Raw genomic sequence first — 14,474 nt, forward strand, 5'->3', positions numbered from 1 at the left:
CGGCGTCGCGTGGGATTGTTTCCATCAGGAAACAGAATGTCAAACATCTGCGTACTTATCGCGCGATTGTTTTCAAATCATATGTTTTGCACCGCAACGCAAATAAAGGTGCTTCCCATGAATGTCCTTCATATCGACTCTGGCATCCTCGGAGAACATTCGGTTTCCCGCCGCCTGACCGCGGCGATCGTTTCGCAGATCAAAGCCGACCGTCCCGACGCGAAGATCACCTATCGTGACCTCGCTGCCGAGCGCGTACCGCATCTGACCGGTGCGCAGATCATGGCTCCTGCCGATCTCGAGGGCGTCGACTCTGCTTTGGCGGCGGATGTCCAGATCGGCCGCGAGATGCTCGAGGAGTTCCTCGCCGCCGACACGATCGTCGTCGGCGCGCCGATGTACAACTTCTCGATCCCGAGCCAGCTCAAGGCCTGGATCGACCGATTGGCCGTTTCCGGCAAGACCTTCCGTTACACCGAAGCGGGTCCGGAAGGCCTCGCCAAGGGCAAGAAGGTCATCATCGCGTCCACCCGCGGCGGGCACTATTCCGCCGGTGCGGCCGCTGCGATGGACCACCAGGAAAGCTATCTAAGGACGATCTTCGGCTTCTTCGGGATCACTGACGTCGAATTCGTCCGTGCCGAGGGCCTGAACCTCGGTGCCGATCAGAAGCAGTTCGCGATTGCCGAGGCCGAGAAGGCGATCACGCAAGGCAACGTCCTGCGACTGGCAAGCTAATGCATGTCGCCCAAAAGTGTGCAGCGGTTTTGGGATAACGATATGCATCAAGACATGGATCTACAGCGCCGTGCGTCTTTTCAGACGCACAAAGGACGCTGTAGCACTTTGAATTGCTGCATGTTTTTGTCCTTAAATCGGGTACGATTTAAGGACACATGCAGTAAGCGTCGCAGGAACGCGACGCGCTGAGATCCAAATCATCTCGACCGGCGCGAATGCCGGCTCGTTGCGGAAGAATGCCGGCTGCGCGAGCAGCCGGCATTCTCCGTTTCTGCTCGGCTCTGAATTGCGCTATCCTGTCGCCTATGAAAGGCCTGAGCGTTCTTCGGGTTTTGGCGTTGTCAGCGGCGGCGGCCGCGATGGTCGCCGGGAGTGTAGCTGCGTCCCCGCCGGACCGGCGATGCGCCTGCCGCAATCGCGACGGCGCGAGATATGAGCTCGGCCAAGTCGCGTGCATCCGCGTCGGCGGTACTTCCTATCTGGCGCGCTGCGAGATGAATCTCAACGTCATGACCTGGAAGAAACTGCGGGACGGATGCCCAACGGCTGAAATCGCGCCTATGAGCGTTCCAGCGTACTGAGGTCTGCTCACCTTAGATACTGCCTTGCGGCGTACATGGCGATCGCAGCCGCATTCGAGACATTGAGCGACTTGATGGCACCTGGCATGTCGAGCCGGGCGAGCGCCCGGACGGTCTGCCGCGTTTTCTGCCGCAAACCCTTGCCTTCCGATCCCAGGACGAGCGCGATCCTGTCGCCGGCGAAAGTGCCTTCGAGAGGTTGCGGCCCTTCCGAATCGAGGCCGATCGTCATGAAGCCGAGCCTGTGCAGTTCCTCGATTGTGTCGGCGAGATTGGTGATCTGAATATAAGGAATGAGCTCCAGCGCCCCGGAAGCGGATTTCGCCAGCACCCCCGATTCAGTCGGGCTGTGGCGCATCGTCGTGATGAGTGCGCCCGCATCGAAGGCGACGGCGGAGCGCATGATCGCTCCGACGTTGTGGGGATCGGTCACCTGATCGAGCACGAGGATCAGCGGGCAATCGCGCAGTGCCTCGAGCTTCCGGTGCGGCAAAGGCCGCGTCTCCAGCATCACGCCCTGGTGTATGGCGTCCGGTCCGAGGACCCGGTCGAGTTCCTGCGGGGTGACGATTTCGACGGGGAAGGGGAGCGCGGACAAATCGCCGAGTTCCAGGCGCGCCGCCGCATTCTGCGTGACGGAAAGGCGGACGATCCGGCGTTCGGGATTGTCGAGGGCGGCTCGAACCGTATGGAGGCCGTAGAGAAGGACCTGTTCGGGGCCTAGCGCCGGCGGTTTCCAGTCGGCGGCGAGCTTCTTGCGCTTGTCGGGCCGTGGTGTCGGAATCTCGCCGCGCTCGCGGCGGGCATCGCGATGCGCGCGCCGGAGATTGGCGTAGTGAGTATCCTTGGCGCTCTTGTCGCCGGTCTTATCCTTGCTCATGCGCGCCTTATAGAGAGCTTGGGGCAGCGTGGGAAATGGTTTCGGTTCTGTTCCCCAACGGCGCTTGTGGAGAATTTCTGAAAATTTCCGTTTCGCCGTGTTGACAGGATGAATGCAGGCGGTCATATACCCGGCGCAGATCGAGAGGCGGCGACAATGGCGCCGGTTCTTCCACGATCTCAAATGCTTGGTCGACAGATCCCGACAGAGTAATGGAGGGATGCCCGAGTGGTTAAAGGGGACGGACTGTAAATCCGTTGGCTCAGCCTACGTTGGTTCAAATCCAACTCCCTCCACCATTCTGCTTCAGGATCGAAGGCCCGCGGGTATAGCTCAATGGTAGAGCAGCAGCCTTCCAAGCTGAATACGCGGGTTCGATTCCCGCTACCCGCTCCAATCTCTTTTTTAGCGCCGACAAGATTTGCTACGCCACTTTAAATAAGTGTCGCATGCGACTGATTGCGTTTACTTTCCAGTTTCGAGCAAGTCCATTCGCGGAGGCCCGGCCAATTTGTGCCGCGGCGTTTCGAAAGTGCCGGGACCTTGCCGTTCTCGCGTACGCAATTAAGTCTTGCGCAAATGCCACGAAACCCTTAAACGGCTCGACAAACCGGCCCAGCCGGCTGACCCATCGTATTTGACCACAGGAAGCGTACCCATGGCAAAGAGCAAATTCGAGCGCAACAAGCCGCACGTCAACATTGGCACGATTGGCCACGTTGACCATGGCAAGACGTCGCTGACGGCAGCGATCACGAAGTATTTCGGCGAGTTCAAGGCGTATGACCAGATCGACGCGGCGCCGGAAGAAAAGGCGCGCGGCATCACCATCTCGACGGCGCACGTCGAATACGAGACGCCGAACCGCCACTATGCGCACGTCGACTGCCCCGGCCACGCCGACTACGTCAAGAACATGATCACCGGTGCGGCGCAGATGGACGGCGCGATCCTCGTCGTTTCGGCCGCCGACGGCCCGATGCCGCAGACGCGCGAACACATCCTGCTCGCCCGCCAGGTCGGGGTTCCGGCGATCGTCGTGTTCCTGAACAAGGTCGACCAGGTCGACGACGCCGAGCTGCTCGAGCTCGTCGAGCTGGAAGTGCGCGAACTGCTGTCGTCCTACGAATTCCCGGGCGACGACATTCCGATCATCAAGGGTTCGGCGCTGGCCGCGCTTGAAGACAGCGACAAGAAGATCGGCGAAGACGCGATCCGCGAGCTGATGGCAGCGGTTGACGCCTACATCCCGACGCCGGAGCGTCCGATCGACCAGCCGTTCCTGATGCCGATCGAAGACGTGTTCTCGATCTCGGGCCGCGGTACGGTCGTGACCGGCCGCGTCGAGCGCGGCATCATCAAGGTCGGTGAGGAAGTCGAGATCGTCGGCATCCGTCCGACGACGAAGACGACCTGCACGGGCGTTGAGATGTTCCGCAAGCTGCTCGACCAGGGCCAGGCCGGCGACAACATCGGCGCGCTCTTGCGCGGTGTCGACCGCAACGGCGTCGAGCGCGGCCAGATCCTGTGCAAGCCGGGTTCGGTGACGCCGCACACGAAGTTCAAGGCGGAAGCCTACATCCTGACGAAGGAAGAGGGTGGCCGTCATACGCCGTTCTTCACCAACTACCGTCCGCAGTTCTACTTCCGCACGACGGACGTGACCGGCATCGTGACGCTGCCGGAAGGCACGGAGATGGTGATGCCGGGCGACAACGTGACGGTTGACGTCGAGCTGATCGTGCCGATCGCGATGGAAGAAAAGCTGCGCTTCGCCATCCGCGAAGGCGGCCGCACCGTCGGCGCCGGCATCGTCGCCTCGATCATCAAGTGATGATCGCAAAGGCGATGCCGCAAGCTGCCGACGGCAGAAAATAAGGTGCAAATGGCGCGCAAGCGCGATTTGCACGCGGCGCCGGCATCGTCGCCTCGATCATCAAGTGATGATCGCAAAGGCGATGCCGCAAGCTGCCGACGGCAGAAAATAAGGTGCAAATGGCGCGCAAGCGCGATTTGCACGCGGCGCCGGCATCGTCGCCTCGATCATCAAGTAATTCCGGTCTCGTCCGGACTTCGAGAACCCCGCAGGCAACTGCGGGGTTTTTTGTATGCTCAGCAGATGCGCGTTCCGAGGCTCTTCGCGTGTGATGTTTGCAACAGTGCTCACGAAGCGTTGAGCGGCCGATTAGCGTGAGGTCATTGTTGCCGGTCTGTGCTATCCTCCCAACCTGACGATTTGCCTGAATGGCAACGGTTGCGACCGAGGATCGGAATCCCAAATGAAAAGATGCATTCTTGCGCGGCTTGCCGCGGTTGGAATCGTTTTTGTTTGCGTCGGACCTGCTCCGCACAAAGCGTCAGCCGCTGACAACGACCCGCTTATCTGGGCACCTTCGAAGACCGGGCCCAACGCCTACAAGCTGCGCCTCGGTGTACGGTTGCCGGGGCGCTGGGATACGAGCGCCGGCGCCGATCTGTCGATGGGCGCAGCGCCTTCGGGGAAACTCAATCCACCGGATGCGCCTGTCCGCCTCTGGGGCGCGTTCTCGCAGAAGAGCGGAAGGCGGGCCGCCGCGCGCACCTCACAGATAACTATGGACTTCAGCGCCTTGACCGGCACCGGCAGTGTTGGCGCAGGTACTGCGCGGACCTGGATCGTGACGCCAACATTGGATGCAGAGGTCCACCGAAGCATAGCCCTTCAGTGCAATGCCTATGAGAACCACTGCCGGAAACCTAAGCTCACGCAAACTGCCAAGCTTGCATCGCCTGCGTCCCGAACAGCGCTTGTTGCGCAGGGGCAATTTTCCAGCGACGGCGTAAGAGGTTTGACTCGCGTCGGGATCGAACAGAAGTTCGGCAACCTTCATCTCGGCGCGGCCGTTGCCGACCCGCTGCTCGCGCCTCGCAGCATCTTCGACATCCGCTACAGTTTGCGATGGTGAGATAGCAAAGGCCGGATTGAATTCCGATATTGTGAGCGGCGTTTTGCGGCGCCGTGCGGATACAGCGCATCTTGCGCAGAGGCGCAAAGAATCTAACTATCGTTTCGTTCTTCTTTGGGGGAGGCATTATGAAGAAGCGGATTCTTTTCACCGGCGGTGCCGGCAAGGCCGGACGGCATGCCGTGCCCTATCTTGTCGAGGCGGGCTACGACGTACACAATGTCGATCTCGTGCCGCTCGACAGCCCCGGCGTCACCAATCTGATCGCCGACATCACCGACAGCGGGCAGATGTTCAATGCGCTTTCGATGCATCGGGATTTTCCCGATCTCGATCGCGGGGCGCAGCCCTTCGACGCCGTCGTGCACTTTGCCGCCATTCCGCGCATCCTCATCAAGCCCGACAACGAAACCTTCCGGGTGAACGTTATGGGCACCTACAACGTCGTCGAGGCGGCGGTGAAGCTCGGTATCCGCAAGATCATCGTCGCTTCGAGCGAGACGACTTACGGCGTCTGTTTCGCGGAAGGCCATCGCGATTTCCATCATTTCCCGCTGGAGGAGGATTACGACGTCGATCCGATGGACTCCTATGGCCTTTCCAAGGTGGTGAACGAGAAGACGGCGCGGGCTTTCGCCGAGCGCTCCGGATTCGACATTTATGCGCTGCGGATCGGTAATGTCATCGAGCCGCATGAATACGAGCGTTTCCCATATTATTTCGCGCATCCGGAAATCCGCAAACGGATCGCCTGGAGCTACATCGATGCGCGCGACCTCGGTCAGATCGTCAAGCTCTGCGTCGAGAAGGACGGCCTCGGTTTCGCAATATTCAATGCTGCTAACGATACTGTCTCGGCCAATACGCCTTCGCGCGAGCTCGCCAAGCGGTTCTATCCGAATGTTCCCTTCACGCGGGAGATCGGCGAGTTCGAAGGACTCCTCTCCAATCGGAAGATTCGCGAGGTGCTCGGCTTCAAAGAGGAGCACAATTGGCGGAAATACGTGAAGCTGTAGGTTTGGCGCGCAGGTGATTGCATCGCGGGGCAGGGCCGGGGAAATTTCTTGCATCTTTTTCGGCTTTTGTCGCAAATGCGCTTGAAAGCGTCCGGCAAACTGAATATGAAGCCGCAGACTTCAGATGCGTCCCGGTTGCGGGACGCTGTCGCGGTCTAGGGGTATAGCTCAGTTGGTAGAGCGGCGGTCTCCAAAACCGCAGGTCGGGGGTTCGAGCCCCTCTGCCCCTGCCATTTCGCCATTCTTGCCACGGTGTTCGAAATCGGCCAGAATGCGCGGAGAGGCGGCCCGGCCGTCATTTTATATTCACAAAAAAGACTGATTGGCTCTTGTGGTTTTCTGAATCGGTCTTTATGTAGGGTCCAAACAGACACGCGGTGCGTGGGGCTGAAAGATCGGCTTTACGCGCCGTAATGGCGTGAGCATTTTATGGCATCCAAAACGAATCCGTTCACGTTTCTGCAGCAAGTGCGCTCCGAAACGTCAAAAGTGACTTGGCCTTCGCGGCGCGAGACGACGATTTCGACGCTGATGGTCTTCGTCATGGTCTCTTTTGCCGCCGCTTTCTTCTTTGGTGCGGACCAATTGATGGGCTGGCTCATGAGCCTCGTCCTCAACGTTGGCGCTTGATTGGGTGGAGAGTAGCATGGCTGCGCGCTGGTATATCGTTCACGCCTATTCGAATTTCGAGAAGAAGGTCGCCGAATCGATCGAGGAGAAGGCCAAGCAGAAGGGGCTGTCCCATCTCTTCGAAAAGATCCTCGTTCCGACCGAGAAGGTCGTCGAGGTTCGTCGCGGCCGCAAGGTTGATGCTGAGCGGAAGTTCTTCCCGGGCTATGTGCTTGTTCGCGCCGATCTCACCGATGAGGCCTATCACCTCATCAAGAACACCCCGAAGGTGACCGGCTTCCTCGGTACGGACAGTAAGCCTGTTCCGATTCCGGATTACGAGGCCGAGCGCATTCTCGGCCAGGTGCAGGACGGCGTCGAGCGGCCGAAGCCGTCGGTTTCGTTCGAGATCGGCGAGCAGGTCCGTGTATCGGATGGCCCGTTCGCGTCCTTCAACGGCATCGTTCAAGATGTGGATGAGGAGCGATCGCGCTTGAAGGTCGAGGTGTCGATTTTCGGTCGCGCGACTCCGGTCGAGCTGGAATACGGCCAGGTCGAGAAGGTCTGACAGAACCGGGTTCATGAGAATGGGTAGGCCGAATTCATCGGTCTGCTCGGCGGAGTGATCCGCATGCGCGTGGGAGGTGTCCGGTCTCAGCCGGGTCGGTCTATCCGCACCACGCAACCGCAGCCGCCGGTCGGTCGACCGGCAAGTGGCCGGGCAACCGGCTGAAGAGTTCCCTTTTCGGCTTGGCCGGGAAGGGGCAGCAAGAGGCAGAGAGAAATGGCTAAGAAAGTTGCAGGCCAGCTCAAGCTGCAGGTCAAGGCCGGCTCGGCGAACCCGTCGCCGCCGATTGGTCCTGCGCTTGGTCAGCGCGGCATTAACATCATGGAATTCTGCAAGGCGTTCAACGCCGCTACGCAGGAAATGGAAAAGGGTATGCCGATTCCGGTCGTCATCACCTATTACCAGGACAAGTCCTTCACCTTCATCATGAAGCAGCCGCCGGTCAGCTACTTCCTGAAGCGTGAGGCGAAGATCCAGTCGGGCTCGAAGACTCCGGGCAAGGCCAAGGCCGGCTCGATCTCCAAGGCTCAGATCCGCACGATCGCTGAGGCCAAGATGAAGGACCTCAACGCGGCCGATATCGAAGGCGCAATGGCAATGGTCGAGGGCTCCGCCCGCTCCATGGGCCTGGAAGTGACGGGCTAAGACCATGGCGAAGATTGCAAAGCGTGTACAGAAGTCCCGCGAGGGCATTGATCCGGCGAAGCTCTATGGCCTCACCGAAGCCGTGACGATCGTTAAGGAGCGTGCGACCGCCAAGTTCGACGAGACCATCGAAGTCGCGATGAACCTCGGCGTCGATCCGCGCCACGCCGACCAGATGGTCCGCGGTGTCGTCAATCTGCCGAACGGTACCGGCCGTTCCGTCCGTGTCGCCGTTTTCGCCCGTGGTGCCAAGGCTGACGAAGCCAAGGCTGCGGGTGCCGACGTCGTCGGTGCGGAAGACCTCGTGGAGATCGTCCAGGGCGGTAAGATCGACTTCGATCGCTGCATCGCCACCCCGGACATGATGCCGCTCGTCGGTCGTCTCGGTAAGGTTCTCGGCCCGCGCGGCATGATGCCGAACCCGAAGGTCGGCACCGTCACCATGGACGTCACCGCGGCCGTTAAGGCCTCGAAGGGTGGCGCGGTTGAATTCCGCGTCGAGAAGGCGGGTATCGTTCACGCCGGCGTCGGCAAGGCATCCTTCGATGCCAAGGCGCTCGAAGAGAACATCCGCGCCTTCGCCGATGCCGTGATCAAGGCCAAGCCGACCGGCGCCAAGGGCAACTACGTCAAGCGCGTGGCCGTCTCCTCGACGATGGGCCCGGGCCTCAAGATCGATCCGGCAACGATCAGCGCTGCCTGATGAATTCGCGGGCTTCGGCCCGTGACCCGAATTTCCGGCCTTTCGGGGCCGGAAATATTCCGGGCTTCGGCCCGGAGTTCCTGTCCGAGATTGCGGGTGGTTTTACCTTAATCACCTTGCCCGCATGAGACGGGTAAGATCTGGATTTCAAGTGACGCCGGAGGCGTCGAAATTCGGTTCGAACCTCGCTTGCCTTGTGTCAGACCCGGCTCTCCCGGGAACGCCAAGGGACAGGATCCTTAAGCGTTGCTTGGGATCGAGAATGATCCCGGGTGACAAAGGCAAACCCGGCAGGGCTGCGAATTGCAACCCTGCCAACTGGAGACAGACAGTGGAAAGAGCGGAAAAACGCGAATTCGTCACGGAGCTGAACGAAGTCTTCAAGGCTTCCGGTTCGGTTGTCGTGGCCCACTATGCTGGTGTCACAGTTGCGCAGATGAACGACTTCCGTTCGAAGATGCGCGCTGCTGGCGGCACCGTCAAAGTCGCGAAAAACCGCCTGGCCAAGATCGCTCTTCAGGGCACGGAGTCTGAAGGGATGACCGATCTCTTCAAGGGACAGACGCTGATTGCTTACAGCGCCGATCCCGTAACGGCTCCGAAGGTCGTCGTGGATTTCGCCAAGACCAACGACAAGCTCGTTGTTCTGGGCGGCGCCATGGGGACAACCACGCTCAACGCCGAAGGTGTCAAGTCGCTCGCGACCCTGCCTTCGCTCGACGAGCTGCGCGCGAAGCTGCTGGGCCTCATCAATGCCCCGGCAACCCGCGTCGCGACGGTTGTCGCAGCACCGGCAAGCCAGCTTGCCCGCGTGTTCTCGGCCTATGCCAAGAAGGACGAAGCCGCCTGAGGCGGAATTTCGCTGTTGTAGTTAAAACCAGTTCGAACCGAACAAAAGGAAAAGTAAAATGGCTGATCTCGCAAAGATCGTTGAAGACCTCTCCTCGCTGACCGTGCTGGAAGCTGCTGAGCTTTCCAAGCTTCTCGAAGAAAAGTGGGGCGTTTCTGCCGCTGCTCCGGTAGCCGTTGCTGCCGCTGGCGGCGCTGCCGGCGGTGCTGCTGCTGCCGCTGAAGAAGAGAAGACCGAGTTCGACGTCATCCTGACGGATGCCGGCGCGAACAAGATCAACGTCATCAAGGAAGTCCGCGCCATCACCGGCCTCGGCCTCAAGGAAGCCAAGGACCTCGTCGAAGGCGCTCCGAAGGCTGTCAAGGAAGCTGTTTCCAAGGCGGAAGCTGCTGACCTCAAGAAGAAGCTCGAAGACGCTGGCGCGAAGGTCGACGTCAAGTAATTCGACGAAATGCGAAAGGGAGGTGGCCCTTGTGGCCGCCTCTCTTTGACCGTTTTTGGAACATATTACCCAAAAGCCTGTCGCAAACGGCTTTTGGGTAATGGGTTCTTCAAGAGGATGGTCGCGATCGTGAGACAGCACAGCAATCCGTGCTGGCGTCTTTCGAAAGCTTGACGAGATTGAACTACTCATTGATCGACGGGACCGACTGGCCAGCGGTTCCCGTCTGTTGCAGGCCCGGATGCAAGATTGACAAGGAGCGACGATGGCTCAGACCCTTTCGTTCAACGGTCGCAGGCGCGTACGCAAGTTTTTTGGTAAAATTCCAGAAGTCGCGGAGATGCCGAACCTCATCGAGGTTCAGAAGGCATCCTACGACCAGTTCCTCATGGTGGAAGAGCCTAAGGGTGGGCGTCCGGACGAGGGACTTCAAGCCGTTTTCAAGTCGGTATTTCCGATCAAGGACTTCTCTGGTGCTTCGATGCTCGAGTTCGTGTCTTACGAATTCGAGCCGCCGAAATTCGACGTCGAAGAGTGCCGCCAGCGTGACCTGACCTACGCAGCGCCGCTCAAGGTGACGCTGCGCCTCATCGTGTTCGATATCGACGAGGACACCGGCGCGAAGTCGATCAAGGACATCAAGGAACAGAACGTCTACATGGGCGACATGCCGCTCATGACCGACAACGGTACCTTCATCGTAAACGGCACCGAGCGCGTCATCGTCTCGCAGATGCACCGTTCGCCGGGCGTCTTCTTCGACCACGACAAGGGCAAGAGCCACTCGTCGGGCAAGCTGCTCTTCGCTGCCCGAGTGATCCCGTATCGCGGCTCCTGGCTCGATATCGAATTCGACGCCAAGGACATCGTCTACGCCCGCATCGACCGCCGCCGCAAGATTCCGGTGACGTCGCTGCTGATGGCGCTCGGTATGGATGGCGAGGAAATCCTCGACACTTTCTACACGCAGTCGCTCTACCAGCGCGACGGCGAGGGCTGGCGCGTGCCGTTCCAGCCGGATGCGCTGAAGGGCCAGAAGACGCTCGCCGACATGATTGACGCCGATACCGGCGAGGTCGTTGTCGAGGCCGGCAAGAAGCTTACGCCGCGCCTGCTACGGCAGTTGCAGGAAAAGGGGCTGAAGGCGCTGAAGGCGACCGACGACGATCTTTACGGCAACTACCTCGCCGAGGACGTGGTCAACGTCGAAACCGGCGAAATCTACCTGGAAGCCGGCGACGAGATCGATGAGAAGACGCTGCCGGTTATCCTTTCCGCCGGTTTCGATGAGATCCCGGTTCTCGACATCGACCACATCAATGTAGGCGCCTATATCCGCAACACGCTTGCTGCCGACAAGAATGAGAACCGGCAGGACGCGCTGTTCGATATCTATCGCGTCATGCGCCCCGGTGAGCCGCCGACCATGGATTCGGCCGAAGCCATGTTCAACGCGCTGTTCTTCGACGCCGAGCGCTACGACCTCTCGGCCGTCGGCCGCGTGAAGATGAACATGCGTCTCGACCTCGACGTCCCGGACACGGTTCGTACGCTGCGCAAGGAAGACATCCTTGCCGTCGTCAAGATGCTGGTCGAGCTGCGAGACGGGAAGGGCGAGATCGACGACATCGACAACCTCGGCAACCGCCGCGTCCGCTCTGTCGGCGAGCTGATGGAGAACCAGTATCGCCTGGGTCTCCTGCGCATGGAGCGTGCGATCAAGGAACGTATGTCCTCGATCGAGATCGACACCGTGATGCCGCAGGACCTGATCAACGCGAAGCCGGCGGCTGCCGCCGTTCGCGAATTCTTCGGTTCCTCGCAGCTGTCGCAGTTCATGGACCAGGTGAACCCGCTTTCGGAAATCACCCACAAGCGCCGTCTGTCTGCGCTTGGTCCGGGCGGTCTCACCCGCGAGCGCGCCGGCTTCGAAGTCCGCGACGTGCACCCGACGCATTACGGCCGTATCTGCCCGATCGAAACGCCGGAAGGCCCGAACATCGGTCTCATCAACTCGCTTGCGACCTTCGCCCGCGTCAACAAGTACGGCTTCATCGAGAGCCCGTACCGCAAGATCGTCGACGGCAAGGTGACGAACGACGTCGTCTATCTGTCGGCGATGGAAGAAGCGAAGTACCACGTAGCGCAGGCGAACTCTGTTCTGAACGACGATGGCTCCTTCGCGGAAGAATTCGTCGTCTGCCGTCACGCCGGCGAAGTTATGCTGGCTCCGCGCGACAACATCAACCTGATGGACGTTTCGCCGAAGCAGCTCGTTTCGGTCGCGGCCGCGCTCATCCCGTTCCTCGAGAACGATGACGCCAACCGCGCGCTGATGGGCTCGAATATGCAGCGTCAGGCTGTACCGTTGCTGAGGGCCGAAGCTCCGTTCGTCGGCACCGGCATGGAGCCGGTCGTCGCACGCGACTCCGGTGCGGCGATTGCCGCCCGCCGTGGCGGTGTCGTCGACCAGGTCGATGCGACGCGTATCGTTATCCGCGCCACCGAAGACCTCGATCCGTCGAAGTCCGGCGTCGATATCTACCGGCTGCAGAAGTTCCAGCGTTCGAACCAGAACACTTGCGTCAATCAGCGTCCGCTGGTGACCGTCGGCGATGTCATCAACAAGGGAGACATCATCGCGGACGGTCCTTCGACCGACCTCGGTGACCTGGCGCTCGGCCGCAACGCGCTGGTCGCCTTCATGCCCTGGAACGGCTACAACTACGAAGACTCGATCCTGCTCTCCGAGCGGATCGTGCGCGACGACGTCTTCACCTCGATCCACATCGAGGAATTCGAGGTGATGGCACGCGACACGAAGCTCGGTCCGGAAGAAATCACGCGCGACATTCCGAATGTTTCGGAAGAAGCGCTGAAGAACCTGGACGAGGCCGGTATCGTCTACATCGGCGCCGAAGTTCAGCCAGGCGACATCCTCGTCGGCAAGATCACGCCGAAGGGCGAAAGCCCGATGACGCCGGAAGAAAAGCTTCTGCGCGCCATCTTCGGCGAGAAGGCCTCCGACGTGCGCGACACGTCGATGCGCATGCCGCCCGGCACCTTCGGGACGGTTGTCGAAGTGCGCGTCTTCAACCGTCACGGCGTGGAGAAGGACGAGCGCGCGATGGCGATCGAGCGCGAGGAAATCGAACGCCTCGCCAAGGACCGCGATGACGAACAGGCGATCCTCGACCGCAACGTCTATGCTCGCCTGGTCGACATGCTACGTGGTCACGTTGCCGTTGCCGGTCCGAAGGGCTTCAAGAAGGCCACTGAGCTTTCGAACGCCGTCATCAGCGAATATCCGCGCTCGCAGTGGTGGATGTTCGCCGTCGAGGACGAGAAGGCTCAGGGTGAAATCGAAGCGCTTCGCGCCCAGTACGACGAGTCTAAGTCGCGCCTTGAACAGCGCTTTATGGACAAGGTCGAGAAGGTCCAGCGCGGCGACGAGATGCCTCCGGGCGTCATGAAGATGGTCAAGGTCTTCGTCGCCGTGAAGCGCAAGATCCAGCCGGGCGACAAGATGGCCGGCCGTCACGGCAACAAGGGTGTCGTGTCGCGCATCGTGCCGATCGAGGACATGCCGTTCCTCGAAGATGGCACACATGTCGACGTGGTGCTGAACCCGCTCGGCGTGCCGTCGCGCATGAACGTCGGCCAGATCCTCGAGACGCATCTCGGTTGGGCCTGCGCCGGAATGGGCAGGAAGATCGGCGCCATGCTCGACGCCTATCAGGAGAATGGCGATATCGCGCCGCTGCGGCAGACGATCGACGACGTCATCGGATCCGGTCCGAAGGGCGAGCCGATCAAGCAGTATGACGACGAGTCGATCGTTCGGCTGGCCGAGCAGACCCGTCGCGGCGTCTCGATCGCCACTCCGGTCTTCGACGGGGCGGTGGAGGCTGATGTCAATGAGATGCTCGAGAAGGCCGGTCTCAAAGTCACCGGTCAGTCGACGCTCTATGACGGACGTACAGGTGAGACGTTCGATCGCCAGGTGACCGTGGGCTACATCTACATGCTGAAGCTCAACCACTTGGTCGACGACAAGATCCATGCCCGTTCGATCGGTCCTTACTCGCTCGTTACCCAGCAGCCGCTCGGCGGCAAGGCGCAGTTCGGCGGTCAGCGCTTCGGCGAAATGGAGGTCTGGGCGCTGGAGGCTTACGGCGCTGCCTACACGCTGCAGGAAATGCTGACGGTCAAGTCGGACGACGTGGCTGGCCGCACCAAGGTCTACGAAGCGATCGTCCGTGGCGACGACACCTTCGAGGCGGGCATTCCGGAGAGCTTCAACGTTCTCGTCAAGGAAATGCGCTCGTTGGGCCTCTCGGTCGAGCTCGAGAACTCGAAGGTCGAGGATCTCGGCGCAGCGGCGCAACTGCCGGACGCAGCGGAGTAAGACGATATCAGGTGCGTGCCGCGAAGGCGGCGCGCACCGTTTCCGCCGCAGGGCAGCCTGATTTGCCCGCGGCAGGAACAAGGGCC

Annotated in this window: 13 protein-coding genes and 3 tRNA genes; 15 read left to right on the forward strand and 1 reads right to left on the reverse strand. The window is 60.5% G+C overall.

Annotated elements, in window-relative coordinates; genetic code table 11:
• Positions 1-117 precede the first annotated feature (117 nt).
• Complete coding sequence (locus tag M728_RS05590; RefSeq protein WP_026619416.1) at positions 118-738, forward strand: FMN-dependent NADH-azoreductase; 621 nt, start codon at positions 118-120, stop codon at positions 736-738.
• 308 nt (positions 739-1,046) lie between these two features.
• Positions 1,047-1,322 (forward strand): hypothetical protein, encoded by a 276-nt coding sequence (locus M728_RS05595; RefSeq protein ID WP_026619417.1) that lies wholly within the window; start codon positions 1,047-1,049, stop codon positions 1,320-1,322.
• A 7-nt stretch (positions 1,323-1,329) separates the two neighbouring features.
• Here M728_RS05595 and M728_RS05600 read toward each other — a convergent pair whose 3' ends face one another.
• Complete coding sequence (locus M728_RS05600) at positions 1,330-2,202, reverse strand: RNA methyltransferase (RefSeq protein ID WP_026619418.1); 873 nt, start codon at positions 2,200-2,202, stop codon at positions 1,330-1,332.
• Positions 2,203-2,416: 214 nt separating this feature from the next.
• On the opposite strand from M728_RS05600, the gene M728_RS05605 reads away from it, so the two are divergent.
• The 13 genes from M728_RS05605 (at position 2,417) to rpoB (ending at position 14,388) form a co-directional block, all read left to right on the forward strand.
• Positions 2,417-2,501: transfer RNA gene (locus tag M728_RS05605), tRNA-Tyr, on the forward strand.
• 23 nt (positions 2,502-2,524) lie between these two features.
• Positions 2,525-2,598 (forward strand) — tRNA-Gly (locus tag M728_RS05610).
• Positions 2,599-2,860: 262 nt separating this feature from the next.
• A complete protein-coding gene (gene tuf, locus M728_RS05615) occupies positions 2,861-4,036 on the forward strand; it encodes an elongation factor Tu (protein ID WP_026612446.1) in 1,176 nt (391 codons plus the stop codon).
• Between the two features lie 760 nt (positions 4,037-4,796).
• A complete protein-coding gene (locus M728_RS05620) occupies positions 4,797-5,147 on the forward strand; it encodes a hypothetical protein (protein ID WP_370906461.1) in 351 nt (116 codons plus the stop codon).
• Between the two features lie 128 nt (positions 5,148-5,275).
• Positions 5,276-6,163, forward strand: coding sequence for an NAD(P)-dependent oxidoreductase (locus M728_RS05625; protein WP_026622920.1), 888 nt, complete (start codon positions 5,276-5,278; stop codon positions 6,161-6,163).
• 157 nt (positions 6,164-6,320) lie between these two features.
• A tRNA-Trp gene (locus M728_RS05630) sits at positions 6,321-6,396 on the forward strand.
• A 196-nt stretch (positions 6,397-6,592) separates the two neighbouring features.
• Positions 6,593-6,793, forward strand: coding sequence for a preprotein translocase subunit SecE (gene secE, locus M728_RS05635; RefSeq protein ID WP_026612443.1), 201 nt, complete (start codon positions 6,593-6,595; stop codon positions 6,791-6,793).
• A 16-nt stretch (positions 6,794-6,809) separates the two neighbouring features.
• Entirely contained in the window at positions 6,810-7,340 is a 531-nt protein-coding gene (nusG, locus tag M728_RS05640; protein ID WP_026612442.1) for a transcription termination/antitermination protein NusG, read from the forward strand.
• Positions 7,341-7,556: 216 nt separating this feature from the next.
• A complete protein-coding gene (gene rplK, locus M728_RS05645; RefSeq protein WP_012707743.1) occupies positions 7,557-7,985 on the forward strand; it encodes a 50S ribosomal protein L11 in 429 nt (142 codons plus the stop codon).
• Between the two features lie 4 nt (positions 7,986-7,989).
• The gene (gene rplA, locus M728_RS05650; RefSeq protein WP_026622919.1) at positions 7,990-8,688 is read left to right on the forward strand and encodes a 50S ribosomal protein L1; all 699 of its coding nucleotides are present in this window, start codon (positions 7,990-7,992) and stop codon (positions 8,686-8,688) included.
• Between the two features lie 331 nt (positions 8,689-9,019).
• Entirely contained in the window at positions 9,020-9,538 is a 519-nt protein-coding gene (gene rplJ, locus M728_RS05655; RefSeq protein WP_026612440.1) for a 50S ribosomal protein L10, read from the forward strand.
• Positions 9,539-9,596: 58 nt separating this feature from the next.
• On the forward strand, positions 9,597-9,980 hold the full coding sequence (gene rplL, locus M728_RS05660; protein WP_012707747.1) for a 50S ribosomal protein L7/L12: 384 nt from the start codon (positions 9,597-9,599) through the stop codon (positions 9,978-9,980).
• A gap of 265 nt (positions 9,981-10,245) precedes the next feature.
• Positions 10,246-14,388: a DNA-directed RNA polymerase subunit beta gene (rpoB, locus tag M728_RS05665; protein ID WP_026622918.1), complete on the forward strand. Its 4,143-nt coding sequence runs from the start codon at positions 10,246-10,248 to the stop codon at positions 14,386-14,388.
• Positions 14,389-14,474: the final 86 nt, after the last annotated feature.

The organism is Ensifer sp. WSM1721 (assembly GCF_000513895.2).
Lineage (GTDB): Bacteria > Pseudomonadota > Alphaproteobacteria > Rhizobiales > Rhizobiaceae > Sinorhizobium.